The organism is Candidatus Aminicenantes bacterium, from assembly GCA_011049425.1.
Taxonomy (GTDB): Bacteria; Acidobacteriota; Aminicenantia; order UBA2199; family UBA2199; genus UBA876.
The window spans coordinates 119,630-145,710 of sequence record DSBM01000141.1 but is presented as its reverse complement, the minus strand read 5'-3'; the positions used below and the strand labels follow the sequence as shown (position 1 = coordinate 145,710).

27 protein-coding genes are annotated in these 26,081 nt (G+C 52.6%); 21 read left to right on the top strand and 6 right to left on the bottom strand.

Annotated elements, in window-relative coordinates; all coding sequences use genetic code 11:
- Positions 1-40: 40 nt before the first annotated feature.
- The 7 genes from ENN40_10270 (at position 41) to maf (ending at position 8,987) form a co-directional block, all read left to right on the top strand.
- Positions 41-1,210: a hypothetical protein gene (locus ENN40_10270; GenBank protein HDP95727.1), complete on the top strand. Its 1,170-nt coding sequence runs from the start codon at positions 41-43 to the stop codon at positions 1,208-1,210.
- Between the two features lie 68 nt (positions 1,211-1,278).
- A complete protein-coding gene (gene pilB, locus ENN40_10265) occupies positions 1,279-2,991 on the top strand; it encodes a type IV-A pilus assembly ATPase PilB (GenBank protein HDP95726.1) in 1,713 nt (570 codons plus the stop codon).
- Between the two features lie 9 nt (positions 2,992-3,000).
- Positions 3,001-4,143, top strand: a complete 1,143-nt coding sequence (locus ENN40_10260; protein ID HDP95725.1) for a type IV pilus twitching motility protein PilT — start codon at positions 3,001-3,003, stop codon at positions 4,141-4,143.
- Positions 4,144-4,153: 10 nt separating this feature from the next.
- Positions 4,154-5,365 carry a type II secretion system F family protein gene (locus ENN40_10255; GenBank protein ID HDP95724.1) on the top strand — a complete coding sequence of 404 codons (1,212 nt, stop codon included), beginning with the start codon at positions 4,154-4,156 and terminating at the stop codon, positions 5,363-5,365.
- Between the two features lie 12 nt (positions 5,366-5,377).
- Complete coding sequence (locus ENN40_10250) at positions 5,378-6,964, top strand: hypothetical protein (GenBank protein HDP95723.1); 1,587 nt, start codon at positions 5,378-5,380, stop codon at positions 6,962-6,964.
- Entirely contained in the window at positions 6,949-8,343 is a 1,395-nt protein-coding gene (locus ENN40_10245) for a sigma-54-dependent Fis family transcriptional regulator (GenBank protein HDP95722.1), read from the top strand. Before ENN40_10250 ends, ENN40_10245 begins: the two co-directional genes overlap by 16 nt.
- The gene (gene maf / locus ENN40_10240; protein ID HDP95721.1) at positions 8,340-8,987 is read left to right on the top strand and encodes a septum formation protein Maf; all 648 of its coding nucleotides are present in this window, start codon (positions 8,340-8,342) and stop codon (positions 8,985-8,987) included. The genes ENN40_10245 and maf overlap by 4 nt, the downstream gene beginning before the upstream one ends.
- Here the strand turns inward: maf and purH are convergent.
- Positions 8,959-10,491, bottom strand: a complete 1,533-nt coding sequence (purH, locus tag ENN40_10235) for a bifunctional phosphoribosylaminoimidazolecarboxamide formyltransferase/IMP cyclohydrolase (protein HDP95720.1) — start codon at positions 10,489-10,491, stop codon at positions 8,959-8,961. The genes maf and purH overlap by 29 nt on opposite strands.
- 293 nt (positions 10,492-10,784) lie before the next feature.
- Here purH and ENN40_10230 point away from each other — a divergent pair, with 293 nt between their 5' ends.
- Entirely contained in the window at positions 10,785-11,372 is a 588-nt protein-coding gene (locus ENN40_10230) for a lytic transglycosylase domain-containing protein (GenBank protein ID HDP95719.1), read from the top strand.
- Between the two features lie 75 nt (positions 11,373-11,447).
- On the opposite strand, the gene ENN40_10225 is transcribed toward ENN40_10230, so the two are convergent.
- Complete coding sequence (locus ENN40_10225) at positions 11,448-11,915, bottom strand: prepilin-type N-terminal cleavage/methylation domain-containing protein (GenBank protein ID HDP95718.1); 468 nt, start codon at positions 11,913-11,915, stop codon at positions 11,448-11,450.
- 166 nt (positions 11,916-12,081) lie between these two features.
- Here ENN40_10225 and ENN40_10220 point away from each other — a divergent pair, with 166 nt between their 5' ends.
- Positions 12,082-13,299: a glycosyltransferase family 1 protein gene (locus ENN40_10220; GenBank protein ID HDP95717.1), complete on the top strand. Its 1,218-nt coding sequence runs from the start codon at positions 12,082-12,084 to the stop codon at positions 13,297-13,299.
- On the opposite strand, the gene queF is transcribed toward ENN40_10220, so the two are convergent.
- Positions 13,269-13,682, bottom strand: a complete 414-nt coding sequence (gene queF / locus ENN40_10215; protein ID HDP95716.1) for an NADPH-dependent 7-cyano-7-deazaguanine reductase QueF — start codon at positions 13,680-13,682, stop codon at positions 13,269-13,271. The genes ENN40_10220 and queF overlap by 31 nt on opposite strands.
- Positions 13,683-13,903: 221 nt before the next feature.
- Between queF and ENN40_10210 the strand changes: the two genes are divergently transcribed.
- From ENN40_10210 to ENN40_10155, 12 genes are read left to right on the top strand one after another with little or no spacing between them, the layout of a single operon-like run.
- On the top strand, positions 13,904-14,818 hold the full coding sequence (locus ENN40_10210; protein HDP95715.1) for a hypothetical protein: 915 nt from the start codon (positions 13,904-13,906) through the stop codon (positions 14,816-14,818).
- Positions 14,819-14,830: 12 nt separating this feature from the next.
- Positions 14,831-15,649: a hypothetical protein gene (locus tag ENN40_10205; GenBank protein ID HDP95714.1), complete on the top strand. Its 819-nt coding sequence runs from the start codon at positions 14,831-14,833 to the stop codon at positions 15,647-15,649.
- Positions 15,650-15,651: 2 nt separating this feature from the next.
- On the top strand, positions 15,652-15,897 hold the full coding sequence (locus ENN40_10200) for a DUF465 domain-containing protein (GenBank protein ID HDP95713.1): 246 nt from the start codon (positions 15,652-15,654) through the stop codon (positions 15,895-15,897).
- Positions 15,894-16,727 carry a CDP-diacylglycerol--serine O-phosphatidyltransferase gene (pssA, locus tag ENN40_10195; protein HDP95712.1) on the top strand — a complete coding sequence of 278 codons (834 nt, stop codon included), beginning with the start codon at positions 15,894-15,896 and terminating at the stop codon, positions 16,725-16,727. Before ENN40_10200 ends, pssA begins: the two co-directional genes overlap by 4 nt.
- On the top strand, positions 16,724-18,535 hold the full coding sequence (locus ENN40_10190) for an ABC transporter ATP-binding protein (GenBank protein ID HDP95711.1): 1,812 nt from the start codon (positions 16,724-16,726) through the stop codon (positions 18,533-18,535). Before pssA ends, ENN40_10190 begins: the two co-directional genes overlap by 4 nt.
- Before the next feature lie 3 nt (positions 18,536-18,538).
- On the top strand, positions 18,539-19,423 hold the full coding sequence (locus ENN40_10185) for a DUF1732 domain-containing protein (protein ID HDP95710.1): 885 nt from the start codon (positions 18,539-18,541) through the stop codon (positions 19,421-19,423).
- A complete protein-coding gene (locus ENN40_10180) occupies positions 19,413-19,721 on the top strand; it encodes a DUF370 domain-containing protein (protein HDP95709.1) in 309 nt (102 codons plus the stop codon). The genes ENN40_10185 and ENN40_10180 overlap by 11 nt, the downstream gene beginning before the upstream one ends.
- A complete protein-coding gene (locus tag ENN40_10175; GenBank protein ID HDP95708.1) occupies positions 19,711-20,343 on the top strand; it encodes a guanylate kinase in 633 nt (210 codons plus the stop codon). Before ENN40_10180 ends, ENN40_10175 begins: the two co-directional genes overlap by 11 nt.
- The gene (locus ENN40_10170) at positions 20,343-20,873 is read left to right on the top strand and encodes a hypothetical protein (protein HDP95707.1); all 531 of its coding nucleotides are present in this window, start codon (positions 20,343-20,345) and stop codon (positions 20,871-20,873) included. The genes ENN40_10175 and ENN40_10170 overlap by 1 nt, the downstream gene beginning before the upstream one ends.
- Positions 20,866-21,519: a hypothetical protein gene (locus ENN40_10165; GenBank protein HDP95706.1), complete on the top strand. Its 654-nt coding sequence runs from the start codon at positions 20,866-20,868 to the stop codon at positions 21,517-21,519. Before ENN40_10170 ends, ENN40_10165 begins: the two co-directional genes overlap by 8 nt.
- Before the next feature lie 8 nt (positions 21,520-21,527).
- A complete protein-coding gene (locus ENN40_10160; protein ID HDP95705.1) occupies positions 21,528-22,190 on the top strand; it encodes a uracil-DNA glycosylase in 663 nt (220 codons plus the stop codon).
- 3 nt (positions 22,191-22,193) lie between these two features.
- A complete protein-coding gene (locus ENN40_10155; GenBank protein HDP95704.1) occupies positions 22,194-24,086 on the top strand; it encodes a hypothetical protein in 1,893 nt (630 codons plus the stop codon).
- A gap of 12 nt (positions 24,087-24,098) precedes the next feature.
- On the opposite strand, the gene ENN40_10150 is transcribed toward ENN40_10155, so the two are convergent.
- The 3 genes from ENN40_10150 to ENN40_10140 form a co-directional block, all read right to left on the bottom strand.
- Positions 24,099-24,557 (bottom strand): polymer-forming cytoskeletal protein, encoded by a 459-nt coding sequence (locus ENN40_10150; GenBank protein ID HDP95703.1) that lies wholly within the window; start codon positions 24,555-24,557, stop codon positions 24,099-24,101.
- A 122-nt stretch (positions 24,558-24,679) separates the two neighbouring features.
- Complete coding sequence (locus ENN40_10145; GenBank protein HDP95702.1) at positions 24,680-25,618, bottom strand: DUF2156 domain-containing protein; 939 nt, start codon at positions 25,616-25,618, stop codon at positions 24,680-24,682.
- Entirely contained in the window at positions 25,590-26,039 is a 450-nt protein-coding gene (locus ENN40_10140; GenBank protein ID HDP95701.1) for an N-acetyltransferase, read from the bottom strand. Before ENN40_10140 ends, ENN40_10145 begins: the two co-directional genes overlap by 29 nt.
- Positions 26,040-26,081: the final 42 nt, after the last annotated feature.

The window sequence follows — 26,081 nt, the reverse complement described above, 5'->3', positions numbered from 1 at the left end:
GTATTGCCTAAATCCGGGTGTTGGAGTAAGATAGGGGATCATGAAAAAGACGCTGTTGGTAGCCGTGCTGATTCTGGGTTTTGGCCGATACCTGCCCGGTGTGTTTCCCGATTTCTATGGTGCCCGTTCTCTTTCCCTGGGGCACAGCGTTTTCGCATCCGGTTGGGATGTGTCCGCGATCTATCTCAATCCGGCGGCCCTGGCCGAAGTTCAAGCCGCTTTGTCGGCTTACCAGTTTCAACAGTCCTATCGTGATTACCTTGGATTTGAAGATAGTCTGGGAAGCGTTCTGGCAAAGGACTTGGCGGGATTTTTGTCTATGGACCCCGCTGAAAAGAGAGAAACCGTTCAGGGTCTCAAGCAACTGTGGTCTTTAGAGCACGGAATCAGCGGCTCAACTGCGCGAATGCCGGCGCTGGTCAGCCGCAATTTCGGTTTCTCACTGGCCTGGATTCGTGCCGGCCGCATGCAGCCTGCCGCGTCTTCGATTTTTGATGTTCCCGCTGAAGCCTGGGGTTCCGAAGAGTTGAATGCGTTGCGCATGCGTTTTTTCGGTCTCGATTATCGACAATTTTCCCTGGCTTATGCCCTGGATCTTACTCGAGAAATCCGCCTGGGAGTGGGACTGCATTACCTCACAGGCAGGGGATCGGTGTTCGATACACATTTGATGGCTGAGCCTTTTGGGCAAGATGTAGGAATTCGTGATCTGGCCGCGCATGCGTGGGGACAAGCGCAAGACAAATTCAACCGCATTCTGGCGGATCTTTCACTCGTGATGAACATGGGGCAGACTTTCCAGGGGATATTGATGGTCAAAAACCTGGGAAATCCAGAGGTCAAGCTTGAATCCGCAACCCTGAAGTTGCCGCAGCAAGTGATTGCCGGTTTGGCGTTCCGGCCCTCCAGACGGCTGGCCATTTACCTCAACATGGATCTGAAACCCACGGACATGTGGTTTGACGGCCGCAAGGTCCAGCCCATCTCTCTGGGAATGGAAACGGCGTTTTATCAGCAGCGCATTTTTCTTCGCGCGGGAATCTGGAACGACTTGCAAGAGAAATACTTTCTCGGGAATCGCTCCAACGTTCAATACGGGTTTGGATTGGGGTTCCGCATGAACCGGCTGGTGCTGGATGTCGGCATGGCATTGAACGCCTCCGGATCCGTAGCGGGCTTGGCCGTAGGTGCGGCCGTCTGGGTGCAATAATTGGCTGAAAGTCCATAGACAGAGGAAAATTTGACTTTCCCTTTGACATCAAATACAATGAGGCCAAAATGAGCATGAAGATCGGGGAGTATCTGCTCAAGGACAATCGCCTTACACAAGAGCAGTTGGACCACGCCCTTGAAGTCCAGAAAACAGAAGCGGGCAAACTCGGGAGTGTGCTGATCCGTTTGGGATATATTTCAGAAGAAGATATCGCCCAGGCATTGAGCAAGCAGTTCGGTTATCCATCCATCAACCTATCAAAGTTCGATATCGAAGAAAAAGTCATTCACTTGATCAAGCCCGATGTTGCCCGCAAACACATTGTGATTCCCGTCCATCGCATTGGATCGATTCTTACCCTGGCAATGGCGGATCCATCCAACCTGTTTGTTCAGGAAGAGATCCGCTTTTCCACCAACCTGCGCATCCAGGCGGTGATTGCCCCGGAGAACTCCATTATGGAGGCCATTGATCGTTATTACGGCTCTTCCCAGGGGATCGAGGCCCAGAAATTCCTGGATGAGATCGAGATGAACGACGACGCCTCCATTGAATTGCTGGATGAGGCGGACGAGGAATTGCTTGAAGCGGAAATGGATGAAGATGCCCCGGCCATTAAGCTGGTGAATCTCATTTTCCAGGACGCCATATCAAAAGGCGTGTCCGATATCCATTTTGAACCGTACGAAAAACAGTTTCGCGTGCGTTTCCGCATTGATGGCGTCCTGCATGAATACATGACGCCGCCGATGAATCTACGCAACAAGGTGCTGGCCCGCGTCAAACTGATTGCCGGAATCGACATCGCCGAACGCAGGTTGCCCCAGGACGGCCGTATCAAAACCAAGCTCAAAATCAACGATCAGATCAAGGTGGTGGATATGCGGGTCAGTTCACTTCCGACCATTCATGGAGAAAAGATCGTAATCCGCATCCTGGACAAAGATAACTTGATGTTGGATATGACGAAGCTGGGTTTTGAACCCCTGTCGTTGAAACGTTTTGACTCCAATATATCGGAACCCTGGGGCATTGTCCTGGTCACCGGCCCCACCGGATCGGGAAAGACCAACACATTGTATTCCGCCATTTCCAAGCTCAACGATGAGGGCGTGAACATCCTTACCGCGGAGAACCCCGTGGAGTTCAACATCTTCGGTATCAACCAGGTAAACATCAGGGAGCAGATCGGTTTGACATTTGCCGCTGCCCTGCGTTCGTTCATGCGCCAGGATCCGAACATCATCCTCGTGGGTGAGATCCGGGACTTTGAAACCGCGGATATCGCCATCAAGGCGGCCTTGACCGGTCACCTGGTCCTGTCCACCCTTCACACCAACGACGCGCCCTCCACTATCGCGCGCATGATCAACATGGGGATCGAGCCCTTTCTGGTTTCCAGCGCGGTGCGTCTGGTGGCCGCGCAACGATTGGTCCGCAGGCTGTGTTCAAAATGCCGCAAACCCGCGAAAATCCCTGTCCAGACCCTGATCGATATCGGATTTGCTCCGGAAGAGGCCAAAAAAGTGGATATCTTTGAACCCACGGGTTGCGAAAAATGCAACAACACCGGTTACAAGGGAAGGGTGGGCCTGTTCGAAGTCATGGAGATCGACGAAGAATTGCGGGAGCTGGTAATGGTGGGAGCATCCACTTCGGAACTGCGCCAAAAGGCCAAGGAAAAGGGAATGCTTACGCTGCGGCGCAGCGGGATCGAAAAGATCAAGGAAGGAGTCACTACCATTGAAGAAGTCCTGCGGGAAACCTCGAAAATCTAGGAGAATCGGATGGCCTTGCCGTTGCCCCAGTTGCTGAAGCTGATGGTGGATGAAGGAGGAACTGACCTTCACATTACCACGAATGCGCCTCCCATCATTCGTGTTCACGGAAAAATCCGTCGCATTGAGCATCCTCCGTTAACCCCGGGAGAAACCAAGCAGATCATCTACAGCATTCTGAACGACAATCAAAAACACAAGTTCGAGGACAACTGGGAACTGGATTTCTCTTTTGGAATCAAGGGGATCGCTCGTTTTCGCGCCAATGTGTTTATGCAGCGTGGCGCCGTTGCCGGGGCGTTCCGGAGAATTCCATATGAGATCTGGGGATTTGATCGCCTGGGAGTGTCACCGGTGGTGGCCACGCTCGCGGACAAGCCCCGCGGGCTTGTGCTGGTGACCGGTCCCACGGGCTCGGGTAAGACCACCACTCTGGCCGCTTTGATCGACAAGGTCAACCAGGAACGCCTGGTCCATATCATCACCATTGAAGATCCCATTGAATACCTTCACAGCCACCGCAAAGCGGTCGTCAATCAGCGTGAACTCCATGCGGATACAAAGAGTTTCTCCTTGGCGTTGAAATCCGCCCTGCGGGAAGATCCAGACGTGGTATTGATCGGCGAAATGCGTGACCTGGAAACCATTCAGTCCGCTTTGACCATTGCCGAGACCGGTCACCTGACCTTCGCCACCCTGCATACCAATTCAGCCGCCCAGACCATCAACCGCATTATCGACGTGTTTCCACCCCACCAGCAGGACCAGGTCCGGACCCAACTCTCCATGAATATCGAAGGCATTGTCACCCAATCGCTTCTGCCCAAGGCCGACGGACGCGGCCGGGTTCTGGCCAACGAGGTGCTGATACCGAATCCCGCTATCCGTCATCTCATCCGGGACAACAAGATCCACCAGATTTACTCCTCAATGCAGACCGGTCAGGAAAAGTACGGAATGGTGACGTTCAACCAGTCCCTGGCCAAACTCTATTTCAAGAAAGACATATCAATGGACACCGCAATGGGAGCATCCCACAACCCGGAGGAACTGGGCGAATTGATCCGTCGCGGCCCTTCATCCCTTGCCGGCCACATGCGACAGGGATATGCCGGGGGCGCGTCCGGGGGCATGCAACCGGGAAGGTTTTAAGGGGGATTAAATGCCGGTATTCAAGTACAAGGGCAAGAACCGGGTTGGAAACGTGATTACGGGCGAAAGAATGGCACGGTCCCCTCAGGAGCTTTCCCGTGCTCTTGAACGCGAGCAGATCCAGGTTCTCAACATTGAGCGCAAACGAGTCAGTTTCAAACTGCCTTTTGTGGGCAAAGGCGCACGACAGAGAGTCTCCATGCGTGAGCTTTCCGTGTTTAACCGCCAGTTATCCGTGATGTTCAACGCGGGCCTGCCGATCACGCAAGGACTGGGCATTCTGGGGGAACAACAGAAAAACAAGTACCTGAAGGAAGTGATTCTGGATGTGCGCCGGGATGTGGAAGCGGGAGCCAATTTTTCCAACGCGTTGCAGAAACATCCAAAAGTGTTCAATGAGCTCTACACCAGCATGATTCAGGCAGGCGAAGCTTCGGGAAACCTCGACACCATCCTGTTGCGTCTCTCGGAATACATTGAAAACATGGCCAAACTCGTGGGGCGGGTCAAGTCCGCCCTGGCTTATCCCGTGGCCGTTTTGATTGCGGCCGTGGTTCTGACGGCTGTAATTCTGTGGAAGGTTGTGCCGACTTTTCAGGGATTGTTCACGCAACTGGGGGCGGATCTGCCCGTTCCCACGCAGATTGTAATCGCGGCCTCGGAATTCCTGCAAAGCAATTTCTTTTTAATGTTGATTGCGGCCGTAGGGCTGGCGCTGGCATTCAACTCTTACAACAAGACTTACAAGGGCCGTCGCGTGGTGGATCGGCTCAAGCTGCGTCTCCCGGTTTTCGGCGATTTGTTGCTAAAAACCGGTATCGCCCGGGTGACCCGTACGCTTTCCACGCTGCTGAATGCCGGTGTCGAAATCATTGAAGCCATTACCATTACCGCCAAAACCGCGGGAAATGCCATTATCGAGGATACGATCATGCACAGCCGGGCGTCTGTCCAGGAAGGCAAGCCCATTTACGAATCCTGGGAAGAAACCAAGTTGTTTCCCTTTATGGTTACGCAAATGGTGGGCGTGGGTGAGCAGACCGGTTCTCTTTCCAATATGTTGGAAAAGATCGCAGATTTCTATGATGAAGAAGTGGAACAGGCGGTTTCAGCTTTGATCTCGTTGATGGAACCTATTATGATTCTTTTGCTGGGTGGTCTGGTGGGTTCAGTGGTCATCGCTATGTATCTGCCCATGTTTGCGATTATCGGCCAGTTCTAATCGGGACACACATTGATTCTGTTGGAGGACAAGCAGCTCGCGCGCAAGTTTGTTCTCACCAATTCAATTCGCATCGCCATACTGAGCGGTCTCTTGTTGATCTCACTGTTCGTGGGATTGTTTTTCAAGACGCCCTTTCCCACGGTTCCCATCCTGGTGTCTCTTTCCATTGCCCTGGTTTTCAGCCTGTTGGAATTTTTCCTGATACGGGTACTGCATTACCGGACCGCTATTTACCTGCAACTGGGAATGGACCTCATGGTGGTGACTTTACTGGTCTATTTTTCCGGCGGCATCAGCAGTCCGTTCTATTTCCTTTACATATTGCCGATCATCGTATCCGCTCTCTTTCTTAGACGCACGGAAACCGTTTACGTCGCCACTTTCGCATTCATTATCTTCGGCTTGCTGGCGGATCTGATGTTTCTGGATCTGCTTCCCATGTATCCCGGGCTTTCGTTGGAACGGGTCTCAACGGCCACTTTTATCTACAATCTATTGATGAGTTTTATAGCCTTTTCAGCCGTGGCCATGATCTCTTCCTTCTATTTCGAGAAAATACGCTCCGCGGATGAAAAACTACGCAATGTTCGGGAGAACTTTAGAGATCTGATGCAGTTAAACAACACCGTTCTAGAGAAGATGCACAACGGTTTTGTTACCTGCAGCGCCAGCGGCCGGGCCATTTCGTACAATGAGATCGCCCGCCACATGTTGCGTCTGGATAAGCGACGCAATGTGTTGGACCTGTTGTTGACCGCTGAAGAACAGCGCAGCGAGGATGGGAATTCTTCCCGGCCGGCGGGCAAATACCTGGAAAAGAGTATCCATGGGCGAATCCTCGGCATTACCATGACCCGTCTGTCCGGTATGTACGCCCTGCCGCAAGTATTTGTCTTTATCCTGACTGATTTGACGGAGAAAAAGCGCATTGAAGCCGAGTTGAAAGAACGGGAGCACCTCGCCTTGATTGGTGAAATGGCGGCGGGACTTGCTCATGAAATCCGCAATCCGCTGGCTTCCATATCCGGTTCAGTTCAATTCCTCTACCGGGAAATGCGGGTGGCGCCCGAACACAAGAATCTCATGGAGATTATTGTCAAGGAATCTTCCCGCTTATCCGGATCCATCGAAAATTTCCTGGACTACACCCGTATCCCCCCATTGGAGATCGAAAGATTCGCGTTGGCGAACCTGGTGGATGATGTGGTTGAGTTGTTGCAGACCGCTCATGCGGGAATCCGTTTCGAGCGTCGTTGCGATCCTTCTTTGGAGGTCAGTGCCGACCCGCGCCAGATTTCCCAGATGATCTGGAACCTGCTCAACAACGCGGTAAAGGCTGTGGGAGAAGAAGGCGTCGTGCAGGTGGCGGTGTTTCGCGCGGAAAACGAAGTGCGCCTGAGTGTCCGGGATAACGGTCTCGGCATGTCTTCCGCGGACAAAGAAAAGCTGTTTTCGCCGTTTTTTTCCCGCTTCAGTTCCGGAATCGGATTGGGAATGGCTTTGGTGAAGCGCATCCTGGATGCCCATAAAATCGAAATCCAGGTTCAATCGGAAAAGAACGTCGGTACTGAGGTGACGATATGCTTTCCCCTGTAGTTTCAACCATCTTGATTGTTGATGATGATGCCAGTCTGCGCGATATGTTGCAGATCATCCTGAAAAAGGAAGGCTATGAAGTGCTATGTGCCGAAGACTCCCGCGCGGCCCTGGACATATTGAAGCAAGGGAAGACCAGCCTGGTTATTTCGGATATCAAGATGCCGGACCTGAGCGGGATTGAATTGCTGAAGAAGATCAAAGGCATAGACGCGTCCATCCCCGTAATCATGATTACGGCGTATGCCTCAACAGCGGATGCGGTGGAAGCCATGAAACTGGGGGCGGAAAATTACGTGACCAAGCCCTTCAATATCGATGAGTTGAAAGTGGTGGTGTCCCGGGCCATGAGTCGGCGCATGATGGAAGATGAGAATACCCAACTGCGTCGCGAGTTGTCCGGACTCCGCAGCTTCGGCAACATTGTTGGTGGAAACCGCCGCATGCTGCAGATTTACGATCTCATCGATACGGTATCCCAGACCGATTCAACCGTGCTGATCAGCGGTGAAAGCGGAACGGGTAAAGAACTGATCGCCCGGGCCATACACGATCGCAGTCCACGTGCAAAGAACCGTTTCGTGTCCATTAACTGTGGCGCTTTGCCGGAGACTCTGCTTGAAAGCGAGTTGTTCGGGCACATCAAGGGCGCTTTTACCGATGCCTACCGGGATAAACCCGGTTTGTTTGAACAAGCCCATCAAGGTACACTTTTCCTGGATGAAATCGCTGAAATGTCACAGAAAATGCAGGTTAAATTGTTGCGGGCGATCCAGGAGCGTTCCATCCGCCGCGTGGGTGGGGATCGTGAGATTCCGGTGGATGTTCGCATTATTTCCGCAACCAATCGCGATCTGGCCCAGGAAATGAAAAGCGGTGAGTTCCGTTCAGATTTGTTCTATCGCTTGAACGTCATTTCGATCCAAGTGCCCGCCCTGAGAGAGCGCAAGGACGACATTGTGCCCCTCATGCACTACTTCCTGGCTTTGTACAATCGCCGTTTTGATAAGCGGGTCGCGGGATTCTCCGATGAGGTGACTTCCCAGTTCATGCAGTACAATTGGCCGGGAAACGTACGTGAATTGGAAAATTTTGTGGAGCGATCCGTGGCGTTGGAGAAAGGGGAGTTGATTTCCATGCGCTCACTTCCCTCTGAGCTGCTTTACCACGTGTCCGCAACCACGGTTGATCAGCAGGAGATCCATACGATCCTGCAACAGGAAAACTTTTCATTCTCGGACTATATTGATGATCTCAGCCGGCAAATCATCTTCGAAGCCCTCGAAATGAATCAATCCAACATCAAACGTACCGCGGAAATGTTGAACTTGAGTTACCGTTCCTTGCGTTATCTGATTGAAAAGTTTCACTTGAAATGACGAAAAACAGAGAAAATGGGTTCACCTCAAGAATTGTTCTGGCCTCCAGTTCCCCCCGGCGGCTGGAGTTGATGCGTTTAATCAACCTGAACCCCGAAGTCCATCCCCCCCGAATTCCCGAGATCATTAGGCCCAATGAGTCCCCGGAGGATTTTGTTTGCCGGTTGACTTTAGAGAAAGGCCGGTTTGTGCGCGGCAACCTGGAAGGCGAGGCCCTGGTGGTCAGTGCCGATACGGTTGTGATCCTGGACGGTGATATTGTGGGCAAACCCGGTTCCAGAGACCATGCCAGGCAGATCCTCTGTTCTTTGTCCGGGCGCATGCATGAGGTCTGGACCGGAATCGGCCTTTTGCATGCCGGCCGGGAATGGGTGGAAATGGCCAAAACCCGTGTCTGGTTTGCCGAGCTCTCTGCGTGGGAAATTGATCGCTACCTGGATCTGGCCCACTACCAGGATAAGGCGGGGGCGTATGCCATTCAAGGCCTGTCCGCCTTGTTCGTGGAACGGATCAGCGGGTGTTATTTCAACGTAATGGGGTTTCCCCTGCGGTTGTTCTATACCATGACCAACCGGGCGGGGATTGATTGCTTTGGGATTCAACCATCGCGACGGCTTAATGGCGAAAGTGACGCATCCCGGTAAATAAGAGGGTCATGTTGAGGTGCCGGGCTGCGGCGATCACTTCCTCATCGCGGATGGATCCTCCAGGCTCCACAACCACGCTGATGCCTTTTTTTGCGGCGAGTTCAATGGAATCGGCGAAGGGGAAAAAGGCGTCCGACAACAGCACGGCTCCCTTTGAACGGTCGCCACATTTTGCCAGAGCCAGCCGCACAGAGTCAACCCGGCTCATCTGGCCGGCGCCAACTCCCACGATTGCGCCATCCCGAACCACCAATATGCCGTTTGATTTAACGAACTTGATCAGGCGCCACCCCATTTCAACATCACGCATTTCCCAGGGCTCCGCAGGCCGGTCGGCATGGTTGATAAACCCGGCGGCATCAGCGATGTCATGGTCCGGTTGTTGCCAGAGGAATCCTCCGGGTACGGAGCGGATATCGTGGATCTCCCGGTAATCCAACGGCATCTCCAACAGGCGCAGACTCTTTTTGCTTTTCAGGATCCGTTGCGCTTCATCTGAGAACGCTGGGGCCACAACCACTTCGAGGAATACCGGCTTCAAGCGTTCCGCGGTGGCGGCGTCAACCGCCTTGTTGAATCCCACGATGCCACCGAAAGCGGACACGGGGTCTCCTTCAAGGGCGGCTGCAAACGAAAGATCCAAACGATTGCGCTTGGCGGCGCCGCAAGGATTCTGGTGTTTCACGATCACACAGAAGGGATCGGCATGCTGAAAGCGCGAAAGTACTTCCCACACCATGGAGGTGTCCAGAATGTTGTTGAATGACAGGTCCTTGCCCTGGAGCTGACGCATATGCTTTAACGGGGATTGATGAGAATAGAGATAAAGAGCGGCGGCCTGGTGCGGGTTCTCTCCGTAGCGCAGGTCCAGGTGTTTGCGGCCGCCGATGGCTAACGTGGAATGTGGAGATGCATCACGGCTGGAGAAGTAGGCGGCAATCAAGGCGTCGTAATGTGCGGTGGCGGAAAAGGCTTTGTGTGCGAGTCTTTTGCGCAGAGCGGGACCCAGGTCTCCGTCTTCGGCCAGGCGTCGGCACACCGGAAGGTAATCATCCGCGTCAACCACAACGGCAACGCGGGCGTGATTCTTGGCGGCGGCCCGCACCATGGATGGACCGCCGACATCGATTTTTTCCACCATCTCGGTTTCTGTCGCGTCGGGGTCTCTCAGGGCGGTTTCAAAGGGATAAAAATTCACCACTACCAGGTCGATAAAGCAACTGTTTCTCGCTTCCAACTGGCGGCGGTGATCGGCATCATCCCGTGCCAGGATCGGGCCGAATATCATGGGGTGAAGGGTTTTTACGCGACCATCCAGGATTTGCGGGAAACCGGTTGCTTCCGCTACATCCGTAACCGGAATGCCATGTTCACGCAAGTGAGCGGCGGTTCCACCCGTTGAAAGAATTTCCCAGCCGCTTTCACAAAGGATTCGGGCGGCATCCGCAATATTTTGTTTATCATATACACTGATCAGGGCACGCTTGCGTAACTGTGGCATTGTGACTCCTCTTACCGGCATCGATCTAAGGGTTCAACTCCCATGATTTTAGCACAATCGATACCGAGCCGCATTATTTCCATTTTATGACATTTTTATGCAATCAATTCCGTAAGGCGAGGATGCATTAAACCGGCGTGAATCCGACAATGGCTTGAACGCAAACGCTAGTTGTGGTATAGTAATGCATCAGCCGAGTTTTCAGGCAAACCCCCAAAACTTGACATATCTAGTGTGTTTTGGTAAAATTCACACTATATTTGTACCAGAGGGAGAGAAGAAGGGAGGCGTTCATGAGGAAAAGCAAATTTCTTTACATTTTTATACCGATGGCAATGGCCATGGCCGTATTGTTTTCGGCGTTGGTTGATGTGGCGCATGCGAATGAATCCAACCACTTAAAGGCGCAAGCGTTGTCGGCCCGTATGCAAAAAGCGGAAAAAGAGCTAACCGCGCTTCGTTCTACGGTGGCCCAAACCGGCTTGATTCGTTACCGTGACGGTGTGTTTCGCAAGCGCGAACCGGAATTCGCAAATATCGTTGAAGTCGTTTACCACAAATGCCGCCAATACGGTGTAGATCCCGACCTTGTCATCAGCATGATCCAGGTGGAAAGTGATTTTCGTCCCAACGCGGTCTCTAATGCCGGCGCTTATGGGCTGATGCAGATTAACTACGCGGTATGGAAAAATGAACTGGCCATTAATTCAAAGCGGTTGTTCGAGATTACTTACAATATCGACCTGGGTGTCCGCATTTTAAAGCATTACCTGCAAGTGGCCAGGGGCGATGTGATGCGCGCGCTCCACTTGTACAACAACGGTTATCTATTCAACAACGAAGCCTATAAGCACAAAGTCACCCGTTCCCTTTACTATTGAACCTCCGGTTCGCCCATTGACCGGGTCGCGGTTCCGGTTCGAGCAGAAACCGTTGCAATTTTTTTTACTCCCGGCTTAGTTGCCGGTTTTCACCCGGGGAGATTGCGTGAATGTGCCGTTGGAGTACACGATATCGTAACTGAATTGCCACAATTCAGTTACCCGGTAGAAATCGGTCGGGGGTTCCGGTCCTGTCCGGCCGTCCCTCCCCAGCGAAATGATTGAATAAGTCAGTTCAACCGCCGTGTAACGCAAAGCGTATCCCCAGGCATCACGGGTGGGAAATGTTTTGAGATAGTAGTTGTTGAACCAGGGCTGGTTCAGTTCCGCCACGGTACCTGAAATATTGGGAACGCCGGCATGATCGGCCGCGTAAGAGGTTACGGCCTGGCCGATGGTGCGGATATCGCTCATGGTGGCGGTTTGACGTGAACGCTGCAAGGCCACCAACAGGTTTGGAACGGCCAGGGCGGCCACGATACCAATGATCGCCACCACAATCAACAACTCAATCAAGGTGAATCCACGGTTGCGCTTGGTCACAGTTATGACTCCTTAGCGGATCAACCTATTCCAGCAATTTTTCGGCCAATTAAGGATTCATCAATTATATCGGGCAATTCAAAGAAAATCTGCTGGCCAGGGTTGGCGTGTAGTGACGATTATTGTCATTTTGACTGCGGGTCTGCTGTGGTATAATGACAAAATCATGTACAAGGTCGGCATCGTTGTGCAGCGCTACGGTATCGAGATCAACGGTGGAGCGGAATACCATGCGCGACTGATCGCGGAAAAGATCCGCGGGGATGTGGAAGTAGAAGTATTTACCACCACCGCCTTGGATTACGTCACCTGGGAGCACCATTACCCCGCCGGCATTTGCAAGATAAATGGTATTCCGGTTCACCGTTTTACGGTTGAACGCGAACGGGATCCCCATCGCTTTGGACAAATTCAAGCCCGGGTATTTGAGCAGGAACACAGCATGGAAGATGAGATGCGCTGGCTTGAAGAGGAAGGTCCGCTGGTTCCCAAGTTATTGGATACCCTGCAAACCCGTGCAACCGAATTTGATTGGTTTATTTTTTTTTCTTACCGCTATTATCATTCCTGGCACGGAATAAGCCGCTTTCGCGATAAGACCATCCTGGTGCCCACGGCTGAGCATGATCCGGTACTCTACCTGCGATTGTTTCGAAACACCTTTCGTTTGCCGGGGGCCATTGTGTACAATTCACACGAAGAGAAGTTCCTGATCAATCTTGTATCCGACAACCAGCATGTACCGGGCCTGATCGTGGGGGTGGGTTCGGAGATTCCTGAGCGCTTTGACGTAGCCGGTTTTTTGCGCCGCCATGAGATCCAGGCGCCTTATGCGTTGTATATCGGGCGTCTGGATGAAAACAAAGGCGTGCCCGAACTCCTGGATTTCTTTCTGCGCATGCAAAATCAAACCAAAAATGAATTCCATCTCGTTCTGATCGGCAAGGCCTGGATTCCGGTTCCGGATCATCCCCGCATTCACTACCTGGGGTTCATGCCGGACGGGGAAAAATTCAATGCCTTGAAAGGAAGTGCATTCCTCATCAACCCGTCGCAGTTTGAGTCTTTATCCATGGTGGCGCTGGAGGCGTGGGCGCTGGGAAAGCCCGTCATGGCAAATGGGCGCACCGAAGTGTTGCGCGGGCAGTGCCTGCGCAGCAATGCGGGGCTGTGGTACACCAATTACGCTGAGTTCATTGCCATATGGGAGCGACTCGGCGAAAATGAATGCCTGCGAAAAAAACTGGGTGAAAACGGGCGGCGCTTTTTCCTGGATCACTATGCATGGCCCGAGATCCGGCGTAAGTACAATCAAGTGTTTGCCATGCTTGCGGGAAATCAAAAAAAATCCAATCAGCGTGATTCCGCTGATGCGGCCGGATAAACGGAGACAACGGTAGAAGACAACCCTCCCCGGGGAGTAAACCTGGCCTCGACTTCGATCTCCAGCGGATCCAGAAGCGCGACCAGATGGTCGCGGATCAGTCGCGTCAAGCGCTCGTAAAAGATCCCGGTCTGGCGGTATTGCAGAAAGTAATATTTCAGCGACTTTAATTCCACGATCTTTTCCCGGGGGATATAGCGAATGCGGATGGTGCCGTAATCCGGAAGTCCTGTTTTGGGGCAGAGGGATGTAAACTCCGGATTCAAGATCTCGATGCGGGTATGTGAATCCGGAGGCTGGAAAGGCAATGCCTCCAGTACATCTGGATTTACATGGCTTTGCGGACGCCTCAACTTTATCAGTTCTTCGGTAATGCGGTTCATGGACATGCCGAACTCCCGGTTGAAAACCAATCGGTTTTCCGCCGCAAAAAGTGTACGTAATTTGCCGACCCAATTCAAGTGCCCGCCGAGGTCAAGCCTGGGGATTTACGCCGGGAAACGGCGAATTACCTTGACTCCATGGCGATATTCTGCTATTCTCATCACCCTGTGAATACGAAATGGGCGTAACGAAATCGGCTGAAAAACAGGAGTAATCGGGAGTGATCAGAGTCTTATTGGCGGGAAAATTGGATGCCGGTATGGCGGACGACCTGAGAACCGTTCCTGAATTTGAGATCCATGAAGTGGAGGTCATTCCGCATTTATGCACGGCCGGTGAATTGCACCACATTGATGCCGCGGTTGTGGATGCCCGCATCCCGGTTGACCGGAAATTTCTGCAGCAAACTGAGAATCTGCGTCTCCTGATCCGACCGGCGACAACGGCGGGGGAAATGGACCTGGATTACGCCCGTTCCCGGGGAATTGACGTTCGTTGCACTCCTTTTGCCACCGCTGAAACAGTTGCCGACTATACATTGGCACTGATCATGGCCTGTCGCTTCCATATCGGTCCCGCCTACCACTGTTTTCACGCCAGCAAGGATATCGGGCAAAGCACACCCGATGCTTTTCGTTCTGAACGGAAATTAACCCTGGGTATTGTGGGATTCGGACGGATCGGCTCTGAAGTGGGCAAAAGGGCATTCAACCTGGGAATGGAAATCCTGTACAGCGATATCGAGGAAGTTCAATGCGTTTTTCCAGCCAGAAGAATTTCATTCGCACACCTGCTATCCTCGGCGGACATCATTTCTCTGCATTTGCCCTTGACTCGTGACACCCGTCACATGTTGGATGCGGAACCTATTTCCAGGATGAGACCGCTAAGCATCCTGGTGGACTTGTCCGCACCCGGAGTTGTAAATACGGCGACGCTGCTGGATGCCATGCTTGCTGGAAAGCCGGCTGCAGCGGCTATGGACATCAAGGCGATTCCCGAGGGATTAGAGAGAAAAGCGCGCGGCATCAGTGGAATCTACCCCGTGAGCGGCGAAGTGTTCATGCCCGGAATCGATTCAAAACGATCGGGGAATGATGTGATTTCAATACTCAAAGAGTTCTTTAATGTTTAGGAAGCAAGCACAATGATCACCATTATCGGCAACTCACTGAATTCAGGCAACAAAAAAGTTCTGGACAAGATGAACAAAATGGATATGGAATACATCCGGCGCGAAGTCCTGCATCAGTTAGAGAGCGGGGCGGAGTATGTTGAACTCAACGCCATGCCTCTATTGCACCAGGAAAGACCCTTCCTCTGCAAAGTGATCCCCATTGTCGAGGAACTGGGCGCAAAGGTTTTTGTTCGCAGCGAAAACACAGCCACCCTGGTTGAGGCCATCGAGATTTCTGGAAACGACATTATCGTGGGAGACATTGAGTTTAATCCCGAGAAGATAGAGACCCTTCACAAGGCCATGCAAGCCTCAGACAAAACCGTACGCATTGTGGCTTTAACCCGCGAAGATCCACGTGACAACGATATTTACCCGGAAAAATCCCTGTTAATCGCGCAGAGATATGTGGATACCCTTCTGGACAAAGGCATCAGCCGCAAAAACATCCTGCTGGATGCGGTCATTCAACCTTTGGAAGAGAATTTTTCTCACGGCAAGACATTTCTCAATACCCTCGAGTTGTTTAAGCTGGATTTCCCTCAGGTTAAAACCATCGGCAACCTGACCAACCTTTCATACGGATTGCCCCGTCGTTTTATGCTGACATCCTATTTTCTATCCCTGGCCATTTCCCGGGGGCTGGATTACATTGTGCTGAACGTGATGGACAAATCCGTCCAGGAAGCAACGGTTTCCACTTTGTCGATTATCGGCAGGGATCGAAACCTGCAGAATTACCTGAAATTCTGCCGCAACAAAAAGGAAGCCAAGCAACGGCAGATGTAGCCATGGAAGACCAGCGCATCAAGGATATCCTCATCAAAAAAGACGGGATTTTCCGGAGTTTGTTTATTGAACACCAGGAATTCCAACAACAACTTGATGATTTGTCCGGAACGGGAAACGACAGTGAAATTCAGGAGGTCCGGGTACGGGAAATAAAAAAACGCAAGCTTCAGTTAAAAGACGCCATGCAGCGCATGATCAGCGTCTATCGCAGGCGGATCGACTCTTCTCTGGACAGGCAGTCATGATTCCCAGGTCCAAGCGGAATGATGCCGGTCGCAGAAAGGAAAAACGATTCCCCAATGAGCGCCATCGCAAAGTGCGCATTTCATTCCTACCATCTGTGTTTACGACTTTCAATTTGTTGCTTGGGTATCTCGCTTTGCTTCAGATCCTGAAACGGGATTTTGCCCAAGCGGTATATTTTGTGATTATTGCAGTGGTTATGGACGGGTTTGACGGCACGATAGCGCGCTTAACCAAGACCGAATCGCGATTCGGCATGCAGCTGGATACACTGGTGGATGGCGTGACTTTCGGCCTGGTTACTTCGGTGATGGTATATGTCTGGGGCTTTCACGACACCTATCCCCAGATCGGCCGGGTGGTCGGGTTTCTCTTTCTCAGCGCGGGTATCATGCGCCTGGCCCGTTTCAACATGTTGCGGGATTCCAAGAGTTCTCAATCGCATATGTTTGTCGGGATTCCCATTCCGCTGGGGGCGGCCTGTGTGCTCTCGGTCGTGCTGATTTTCGACCGCCCGCCGATTCAGCCGCTGCATGTAATGCTGTTCGCCGGGTATGTTCTGTTGGTGGCATTCCTGATGATTTCCAACATTCGCTACCAAACCATGAAGGGCATCCAGCCGCGACACAGTCTGATTTTTCTTTTTGTTCTTGCCGGACTGATTGCTTTCGGCAGCATGTATCCCAGGCAGACCATCCCGGTCTTGACCGTGGTGTATATGTTTTCTCCTGTTCTGGTGCGTTTGTATGATCGATATCAATCCGAATCCTCCGGGGAATCATCTCTTGAAAAGGACACCAGCGAATCGGTTGGAGATTCCAAATCGCGATGAACGCCGGTTTAACCCTTAAAGCGCATATTCGCCCTTATTCCAAGCGCTTCATACTGGCTTTGTTTTTCATGTCCCTGGTGGCGGCTTTCACCGCCATGTTTGCCTTTATCATTCAACCGCTGATGGACGAGTTGTTTATCCAGGGAGCCGGAGGCACCGCGGCCATGGCCCAGAAGGGCCACATGGTGCGCAATTGGATCCAGGATCTGTTTAACGTGGATCGGCGGGGCATGACGCTGCTATTGCCGCAACTGCTCTTTGTCTCATTTCTCGGTCAGGCTGTTTTTCAGTTTTTTTCCCTGTATTTCATGAAAACCCTGGGTCTAAAGGTTGTTCGCAATATCCGGGACAACCTGTATCGTAACCTCATGTACCAGTCCATCGATTTCCTATCCAAGTCACGCACCGGAGACCTGGTATCTCGCCTGACCAATGACATCGAAAAAATCAAGTTTGCCGTTTCAGAGACCCTCGCGGTCTATGTACGCGAAAGCCTGACCATGGTGGCGCTGCTGGTGGTGATCTTTTTCCACGACTGGTTTCTGTCGTTGATTTCGTTAATGATTTTGCCGGTTGCCACATTCTTCCTGACACTGTTCGGCCGGCGCGTAAAAAAACAGGGTGTCCAGTCTCAGGTGGCGGTCGGCCGCTTGTCCAATGCATTTACCGAAACCATGACGGGAAACAAAATCGTCAAGGCCTACAACATGGAAGAAGAGGAGATCAGGCGCTTTTCCCGTCTCAATCATGAGCATTATCGCATCAACTCCCGCATCGCCCTGGTGTACTCAATGGCATCACCGGTAATGCACACCATGGGAGGTCTGGTAGCTGCCATTATCTTTACGCTGGGCATGCAGCGTGTCGTCGACGGTATCATGACACCCGGGCAGTTTTCGTCTTTCCTGGCCGCGCTTTTCCTGATGTACAACCCCATTAAGCGATTGTCCCAGGCCAACAACGATTATCAACAGGGAAGAGCCGGATATGAACGGGTTCAAGAGATCATGAATACCGACTCCGGCACACAAGACTCAGCCAAAACCAAGAGCCTGGACCGGGTGAACGGCAAAGTGGAATTTCGCGACGTCTCTTTTGCATATACCCCCAACATTGCGGTGATCCGCAATGTCAGTTTCACGGTTCAGCCCAACGAAGTGGTGGCTTTGGTGGGGGCCAGCGGTTCGGGCAAAACCACCTTGATGAATTTGCTGATGCGCTTTTACGATCCAGACAGTGGCAGGATACTGATCGACGATCAAGATATCGCGTTGATTACACGCGAATCCCTGCGAAGGCATATTGGCCTGGTGACTCAGGACGTGTTCCTGTTTAATGATACCATTGTCAGCAATATTGCTTATGGGTCCGGTGAACCCTGTATGGAAGAGATCCGCCGCTCGGCAAGAATCGCCCGCGCTTCTGATTTTATTGAGAAGCTTCCCCAGGGATATGAGAGCCGGGTGGGGGAAAGGGGCGTCTTTTTATCGACGGGACAACGACAGCGCATCCTGATCGCCAGGGCCATTTACCGTCAACCCCGGATAATGGTTTTTGATGAAGCCACTTCCGCTTTGGATACGGAATCTGAGAAGGCCATTCAGGAAGCCATGCTGGAGGTAATGGAAGGCCGCACGACGTTTGTGATCGCGCATCGTCTGTCCACCATTATCGAAGCCGACATGATCCTGGTCATTGAGAACGGGCGTATTCGCGAATCCGGTAATCACCGGGATCTGCTGAAGCGTCGCGGACTCTACTATTCCCTGTATAATTTGCAATTCCCGGAGATGGACATTATAATGTGACGCATGAAAAGCATGACCGGATTCGCCCAGGGGCGGTTCGATTTTAACGAATTTTCTTTTTCCGTTTCCATAAAATCCCTGAATCACAAGTTCCTGGACCTTAATTTCAAAGGCACCGGTATCACACCGAATTCAGAGAAACTGATCAAGGAGATCATCAAGGACCGGGTTCATCGCGGAAAAGTGGATATCGTTTTCAACCTGTTTGAACGCGATCCCTTAAAGTGGAATATTCAGTTTAATGAATTCCTGTTGGATGAGATCCTGGAGAAGATGGCCCCCTTTAATCGCAGGCACAAATTCCCCATCAACCTTTCCCTGGATTCGTTAATGAAAATCCCCATGATTTTCCACCTGGATTACGAGTTTGAGAAAATCTCTCCCGCCAGCCTGGACCTGATCCGCACTTCCATCAGTCAGGTTTGCGATGATTTCGTGGTTAGTCGCGCGGAAGAAGGCGAATTCATCCAGGCAAGTATTCTCGACTCTTTGCAGCGAGTGCGGCAATACCTGGAAGAAATTGAAGCGGAAGCGGACCAGGCTGAAAACCTGGTGTTCAGCAACCTTCAGGAAAAGATCCGCAGATTTGTTAAGGAGTACGAGTTGGATGAGAGGCGCATTGCCCAGGAAGCCGCCCTTTCGGCGGAAAAGAGCTGCATCCGTGAAGAGATCCAGCGCCTGGAAACCCATACCCAAAGACTGCAGGCCCTGGTAAAGAATCCGGAACCATGGGTAAAGGGGCGCGAAGCGGATTTTCTTTCACAGGAAATGCTGCGAGAAACCCACACCATTGCATCCAAAACCGCTTCGCTGGACATTCATCACATGATCCTGATGGTGCGCCGGGAGATCGAAAAAATCCGTCAGCAGGTACAGAATGTCGAATAGGATTCTGCTGCACATTGGTTTTGGAAACAGTGTGACCCGTAGTCAGGTTTTGGCCATCATTCAACCCGGATCCTCACCGATAAAGCGTTTTGTCCGTGAAAAACGAGATGAAGGCAGGTTGATTGACGCCACCATGGGGAAAAAGATGCGGGCATTGGTGATCAGCCGTTCCGGCCCGGTCTTTTTATCGGCGATTTCGGTGGCTTCACTGGTCGCCCGCATGCAGGAGGGCGGGGGAGAAGAGCCGACAACCAGGCCTTTACGACCTGAAGCAGGGGAAGACATTGATGGCTCTTGACGCAAAATCCCAATCAGACGGCCAACACCTGCTGGTTGTTTCCGGGCCTTCCGGATCCGGGAAAACAACTTTGATCCGTCGCCTGATGATGGCCGTCCCTGGGTTGTATTTCTCCGTCTCCCATACCACGCGCAAGCGCAGACCCGGGGAAACTCCCGGTGTAGACTATCATTTCGTAAATTATGCAGAGTTTACGGCCATGATTAAAGCCAAAGCGTTTGTGGAATGGGCTGCCGTGCATGGTGAACGTTACGGCACCAGTTGGTCTGAGTTGAGAGCGGTTGAAAAAAGTGACCGCACCATGATTCTGGATGTGGATATACAGGGCGCGGAAGCGGTTCGCAAAATGATGCCCGCCAGCATATCCGTGTTTATCATGCCGCCCTCCATGCAGGAATTGCGACGGCGCCTGATGCACAGGGAGTCACAATGGACCCACACAATGGAACAGCGATTGGAAACCGCCCGGCATGAGATGTCATTGCACCACTGTTTCGATTTCATTGTAATCAACGATGTCCTGGACAACGCGCTGGATGCGCTGGTGCATATTGTAAACGCCATGGAGTTACGAGCGCAAAGACAACTATCACGGGTAAAACGCATTCTTGGAGGGCAGTGATGAACGTTTTACTTGCAGTGACCGGTTCCATTTCCGCGTACAAGGCCGTTGACATTTTGCGCGCTTTCCAACGGCTGGGCCATGATGTCAGCGTTGTATTGACCCGGAATGCCTGTCGCTTTGTCAAGCCGTTGACGTTTGATACCTTTGTGCCTGGACGCGTGCACACGCAATGGTTTGAGGATGCCGATGACCCGCTAGAGCATATCAACCTGGGACGAAAACACGACCTTTTGCTGATTGCCCCAGCCAGTGCGGCCACCATCGCGCGCATGGCCGCCGGCATGGCGAATGATTTGCTGAGCGCCACTTACCTGGCTTTTCCCGGGCGGGTTGTGATTGCTCCCGCCATGAACGAGGGCATGTACGCTCACCCGGCGGTAAAACACAACCTAACCATACTGAAAGAACGGGGTGTGGAAGTGATCCCTCCCGATTCGGGAGAATTGGCCTGTGGCGGCAAAGGCGCCGGTCGCCTGCCCGAACCGCAACACATTGTGGAACACTGTCTGGGAGTGATGCGTGTGTAAACGTGTGCTCATCACCTCAGGCCCAACCCGGGAGCCGTTGGATCCCATCCGTTTCCTGGGCAATCGTTCATCCGGTTTAACCGGACTGTACCTCGCCAAAGTTTTTGCTGAAAAATATGCAAGCGAAGTTGTTTTCATATCCGGGCCGGTTTGTCGCTACCCGTCCGGGGTAAAGTTAATTAAAGTGGAAACCGCCCAGGAAATGCATGAAGCCGTCTTTGCCTGCTTTTCCAGCGTTGATGCCATCATAATGGTTGCGGCCGTTGCTGATTTCCGTCCAGCCCGCAGCAGCCCGCACAAGATCAAGAAAGCCGGATCTCCACTGTTGCTGGAACTGGAGCGCAATCCGGACATTCTGAAAGAGGCGGGAAATCGCCGCACGCCGCGACAGGTCCTGGTGGGATTCGCCGCTGAGACGGAGAATGCCCTGGAAAACGGCAAGCGCAAACTCTTTGCCAAGAACCTTGATATATTAGTAATCAATGAGATTTCTGAGCAAAACCCCGCCTTTGGAGCGGTTCCAAACCGGGTCACTTTAATGACCCCGGATCAAGTCATCCCCTTACCGAGCCGATCCAAAGCGGAATTGGCCCGGGTGATTGCCGCTCAGGTCGTCCATTTGTCAATACTACGGGAAAAACAGTGAGGCGGCAAATGAATAGAACGGGATTGGCGGAATGGTTGCACTTTTTTCGCGAACTCGGGGTGGACAGCCTGAATTTGCCCGCCATCGCCCTTGTGGGCAAAGAATCGGTTTCTTTGGAGTCTCTGCATCAACGGATCCATTCCTGTACCCGTTGTTCCCTGCACCAGACGCGGCGCCAAAGTGTTCCCGGTGAGGGGGCGCCAAAGCCTTTGATCCTGTTTGTCGGTGAGGGCCCCGGCGAACAGGAAGATCGCGAAGGACGGCCCTTTGTGGGCAAAGCCGGCCAACTGCTAGACCGGCTGATTCAACGCATGGGGCATTCCCGCGAATCCGTGTTCATCGGAAATATCGTGAAATGCCGGCCGCCCGGGAACCGGGATCCCAACGACAGTGAAGTGGAAGCTTGTTTGCCCTACCTTTATCAACAGATTGACTTGTTGTCTCCCCGCGTGATTGTATGTTTGGGAAAGGTGGCGGCCAACCGTTTGCTGGGGAACCATGCGGCCATTTCACGGATGCGGGGTCGAATCTTTTCGTTCAAGGGTATTCCCGTTGTTCCCACCTTTCATCCCTCCTACATTCTGCATCAACGCGGAAAAGAGTCCATCTCCAAGGCAAAGTGGGAAGTATGGGCTGATATGCAGGAAGTGTTAAAGCTTCTCAAGCCCTGATCCGTGCAAGTTCACATCGCCTTGTCCCTGAACCTGATCGAACCGTTGACCTATTCTATTCCTGAGTCCGGGTTGGATCAGGTCGGATTGGGGAGCCGGGTGATCGTTCCCATCGGCAATCGCTTGGAAACGGGATGGGTTGTTTCATTTTCTTCGGATTACACCGGGCGTATCCGTCCGGTGGTTGGATGGGTCCGGGATTCCTTTCGTTTACCGCCGCTTTACCTGGAGTTTGTTCTGCATGCGGCGCGACGTTTTCTCCTGCCTCCGGGAATCCTGCTGGACTCGGCGTTATCTCCCCGTCGACGTAACCGTCGTCAGCTGCGCATGATGGTGGATGGCGAACCCGGACCTGCACTGCCGGCACTGAACTTGCAGGGAGTGAAAAAGACCAAGCGGCTTTTGCCGGTTGAGTTCGGCGTTTTTTCCCGCAACCTGGGTGATCCCGGTTCTGTTTTCCCACAGAAACAAACCGGAGCGGGATTTTCTGAGCGCTTGATACTTGATTATCAGCGAAGTCCCCATTATCAGGAGATGATGGACGCATGTCTGGAAAAGGGCTTCAGTGCATTGTTTCTTACCTCGGATATCCGCACTGCCAAAGAAATGATAGCCCAATCACCGGGCATGGTCGCGTACCATTCTCTATTGTCCGCAGCCGACAGAGAGCATGCCTGGACGCGGGCGGTCGGCGGAGAGCCACTTGCCGTTGTTGGTGGTCAAGCCGCGTTGATGCTGCCATTTCCCCGCTTGGGTATTGTCGTGGTTGAGCAGCCTACGGCCTGGTTGAGCCGGCCTGGCGGGCGGGAAACAGAGCCCGTCCCCGAATTGGCGCGATTGCGTGCCGCCATAGAGCGGATCCCTTTTGTTCAGGGTGATCATTCCCATCCACTGGCGGTGTTCCGTCGCCGCTCATTTGTGGTTGTAGAAGACAGCCGCTGTAAAAAAAAGGTGGAAACGAAAGTAATCCCCTTGCCGCCGGGATCACCGGGGATTCCACTAAACCTGCTGCAACGAATTTCAGAACATCTGGATGCAGGGCGCCGGGTTCTGGTTATGGTGAACCGCTTGCAGGGAGAAGATTATCTTTTCTGTCCCCATTGCCGCATGATCGCCAGGTGTCCCCATTGCCGGGAAGTCATTTTGCCGGGAAAGGGGCCGGAAACGGCAAAGACCTGCCCGAATTGCGGGGGAGTCTGGAAAGCGGAAACCACCTGTTATCGGTGCAAAAAAGAACTGGTACGGGTTCCCCGGGGTAACCTGATATCCTTGCGGGACCAGGTACAAAAACGCATCCTGGGCCAAAAACCCCCGGTTATCACGGCCGAGTCCGATTCCCGGGCAATGGAGGCGGCGGCATCTCAAGATGGGTGCCGTGTGGTGATGGGGACCTGGGCTGTATTGCGACCGGAATTCCGCCAAGCGTTCACGGCCGCTATCTATTTCCGTCCCGAGTCGGATTTCCACTTTACGGAGTACGATGCCGCCGAGCAGATCCAGGTCGTAGTGGGGCGCTTGCGCGAATGGGTCGTAAATGGGGGTCACGTGGATGTTTTTTCCACTTTTCATTTTCATTACGGCTTGAGGTTGCTGCAGTCAGAGGAAGCGTTCCAGAGGCGGGAATCAAAATACAGGCGCTGGTTCCACCTGCCGCCGCATGCGGACCTGTTTGACCTGGTTTTTCGCGAATCATCCCAAAGAAAGGTTGCCGCGCGCATGCGCTTGGCCCGAAAACAGATCGGTGAGCGCATGGTTGTTATGGACACCCGCCTGGAGTCAAGGATTGCCAAATACGGCAAAATATCGGGTCTGATGGTGGTCAGCGGTAGCGTTGCCGCATTGAGAATGACGGGTATCCTGAATCAGCGAGATGTGCGCGTTATCCGGAAGCGCTGAAAGTGATTGCGGTCAATGGCCGGGCTTTGAGCTGTCCGTGCCCTTGTCGGGAGTTTTTTCGGAAGGGGGTTTATGAGATTGTGCCGGGGCGGGTGTGTCCATGGTGACGTGACCTTTAAATCGGGCGCCCTCTTCGATGATCAGTTTCTCAACCGAGATGTCTCCACAAAATGAGCCGGATGCGCTGATAAGCAGTTTTTGCGCAGATATCACTTTGCCTTTAACGGTTCCGCGGATGGTGATAACCTTGCCGTTGAGGTCACCCGTGACTTGACCGGACTCTTCCACAACCAACGGCTGTTTGCTGTGAATGTTGCCCTTGACTTTGCCTCTGATCACAAGCGCTTCTTCCGAGTGGATTTCACCTTCAACCGTTAGAGATTCGCCGATCATGGATTCGGAATTTTGTGAACGGGATGAAAACGGGTTGAAACTGTCCTTGTCGTCTTTTCTGTCCGTGTTGAACGCCATGATTGTCTCCTTTTTTTTGAATGGGTCCCAGGTTGGTATCGGTTCTCCTCGGGTCGGTTCCGATACCGAAAGGCATTATGGGATGATCCGCACAGGTTGTCAAGCAACTGCGCGGGATCCTTTCATTGAGACGCTGGATTACGGGGATATGCCGTGAACCCCAGCAACAACCGGTCCGGGAGGTACGACAACTTGGCCCGGCGCAAACCGGCAATACCCAGATCTTGTTCACGATTGATCCATCGAGCCCATGATATCAGGTGCCGCGCGGTTTCGCGGTTGATCATTTGTGCCGCGCCTTTCACTGCAGGGTCAAACTTTTCAAAATGCACGGTGGCCGTGTCGCGGTTCTGGCGCGACCAGATCGAGAAAGCGACCAGTTTTTGAGCAACAAACAAACCGAAGCCGCGGATACCGAGTTCACGGCAATTTTGAAAGGCTCTTTGCAAAGCATTGTATTCAGGAGACTCGTGCAAAGCGACATCGTGTCTTTTGTGGCTCCATTCAGCAGCGAGTTGGCGGCAGCGGGGCCATTCCTCCGGTTGAAGTTCACGGCAGACATAGTGGGGATGGTTGGAAAGAAACTGATGAATCTGGTTGCGTTTGCGGGACAATTTGCGACCCCTGAGTTCAGCCAGTTTGTGCGCGGAATAGATGTAGTCCGCATTGTCCCGGTCAGGGCGGATGCAAAAATGCTTTTCCAGATCTGCGTGTTGTTCGATATATGTCGGGGGGACCATTGCGATGGTTCCCGTTAATGCCTGGGATCGGAGGCTCTGAGAGAGACGTAAGAGATCGTTTGCAGACAACTCAGGGCCCAACGGCATCAACAGGGTTTGGGTTTTGCCGTTCAGGAGCAGTAGATGGTTGTCATTGATTTGCCAGCAAGAGTTGTATGTATCCTGCCAGCAAAAAAGCGCGGCGAAGTTATAATGAGAGCTGTCGGTGGGAAACTTGTCCAGGAGTGAATGGAATTGAAAGCTATCTGAAACATGAAAGGCGGAGAAACTCGCAACGTCCACCAGCATGGGGTTATTTCCCGGTAAAACGCATGGGGACATGCCCACTCAGGCTGCTGAATCCCAGTCCGCGGTAAAATTCCGCCGTACCCGGCGCTGAGATCAGCCCGATCCAGCCGATATTGCGGCTGCAAAGGTCTTCCAGAATGGCATTCACAATCCGCCTGCCCAAGCCGAGTCCGCGAAAGGAATCGTACACCACCACATCCTGAATGTAGGCGTCGGATATGGAGTCTGAAATGGCGCGTCCGAAACCGACCAGGCGCTTTTCGTGAAAAGCACCAAAGCAGCACAGGCTGCCGGCGATAAGGCCGGGAACCCAATCGCCGCTCCGGCCATCATGGTTTTCCAGCCAGCCGGCGTGGCGGTAGATGTTTACCAGTTCCTGTGGCGGCACGGGATTAAACTTGTCAATGCGGTTGACGCGAACGCAAAGCGCCGGGGTCGGTCCTTTTTCGGGCATGGTTAGACCCTAAACGCTATAGACGACGCTGTCAAGAATTTC

What these genes read in the sequence shown, in the direction of transcription:
- ENN40_10270 (HDP95727.1), top strand. Translation starts at nt 41, where the DNA reads ATGAAAAAGACGCTGTTGGTAGCCGTGCTGATTCTGGGTTTTGGCCGA.
- pilB (HDP95726.1), top strand. Translation starts at nt 1,279, where the DNA reads ATGAGCATGAAGATCGGGGAGTATCTGCTCAAGGACAATCGCCTTACA.
- ENN40_10260 (HDP95725.1), top strand. Translation starts at nt 3,001, where the DNA reads ATGGCCTTGCCGTTGCCCCAGTTGCTGAAGCTGATGGTGGATGAAGGA.
- ENN40_10255 (HDP95724.1), top strand. Translation starts at nt 4,154, where the DNA reads ATGCCGGTATTCAAGTACAAGGGCAAGAACCGGGTTGGAAACGTGATT.
- ENN40_10245 (HDP95722.1), top strand. Translation starts at nt 6,949, where the DNA reads ATGCTTTCCCCTGTAGTTTCAACCATCTTGATTGTTGATGATGATGCC.
- maf (HDP95721.1), top strand. Translation starts at nt 8,340, where the DNA reads ATGACGAAAAACAGAGAAAATGGGTTCACCTCAAGAATTGTTCTGGCC.
- purH (HDP95720.1), bottom strand. Translation starts at nt 10,491, where the DNA reads ATGCCACAGTTACGCAAGCGTGCCCTGATCAGTGTATATGATAAACAA.
- ENN40_10230 (HDP95719.1), top strand. Translation starts at nt 10,785, where the DNA reads ATGAGGAAAAGCAAATTTCTTTACATTTTTATACCGATGGCAATGGCC.
- ENN40_10220 (HDP95717.1), top strand. Translation starts at nt 12,082, where the DNA reads ATGTACAAGGTCGGCATCGTTGTGCAGCGCTACGGTATCGAGATCAAC.
- queF (HDP95716.1), bottom strand. Translation starts at nt 13,682, where the DNA reads ATGAACCGCATTACCGAAGAACTGATAAAGTTGAGGCGTCCGCAAAGC.
- ENN40_10205 (HDP95714.1), top strand. Translation starts at nt 14,831, where the DNA reads ATGATCACCATTATCGGCAACTCACTGAATTCAGGCAACAAAAAAGTT.
- ENN40_10200 (HDP95713.1), top strand. Translation starts at nt 15,652, where the DNA reads ATGGAAGACCAGCGCATCAAGGATATCCTCATCAAAAAAGACGGGATT.
- pssA (HDP95712.1), top strand. Translation starts at nt 15,894, where the DNA reads ATGATTCCCAGGTCCAAGCGGAATGATGCCGGTCGCAGAAAGGAAAAA.
- ENN40_10190 (HDP95711.1), top strand. Translation starts at nt 16,724, where the DNA reads ATGAACGCCGGTTTAACCCTTAAAGCGCATATTCGCCCTTATTCCAAG.
- ENN40_10185 (HDP95710.1), top strand. Translation starts at nt 18,539, where the DNA reads ATGAAAAGCATGACCGGATTCGCCCAGGGGCGGTTCGATTTTAACGAA.
- ENN40_10180 (HDP95709.1), top strand. Translation starts at nt 19,413, where the DNA reads ATGTCGAATAGGATTCTGCTGCACATTGGTTTTGGAAACAGTGTGACC.
- ENN40_10175 (HDP95708.1), top strand. Translation starts at nt 19,711, where the DNA reads ATGGCTCTTGACGCAAAATCCCAATCAGACGGCCAACACCTGCTGGTT.
- ENN40_10170 (HDP95707.1), top strand. Translation starts at nt 20,343, where the DNA reads ATGAACGTTTTACTTGCAGTGACCGGTTCCATTTCCGCGTACAAGGCC.
- ENN40_10160 (HDP95705.1), top strand. Translation starts at nt 21,528, where the DNA reads ATGAATAGAACGGGATTGGCGGAATGGTTGCACTTTTTTCGCGAACTC.
- ENN40_10150 (HDP95703.1), bottom strand. Translation starts at nt 24,557, where the DNA reads ATGGCGTTCAACACGGACAGAAAAGACGACAAGGACAGTTTCAACCCG.
- ENN40_10145 (HDP95702.1), bottom strand. Translation starts at nt 25,618, where the DNA reads ATGTCCCCATGCGTTTTACCGGGAAATAACCCCATGCTGGTGGACGTT.
- ENN40_10140 (HDP95701.1), bottom strand. Translation starts at nt 26,039, where the DNA reads ATGCCCGAAAAAGGACCGACCCCGGCGCTTTGCGTTCGCGTCAACCGC.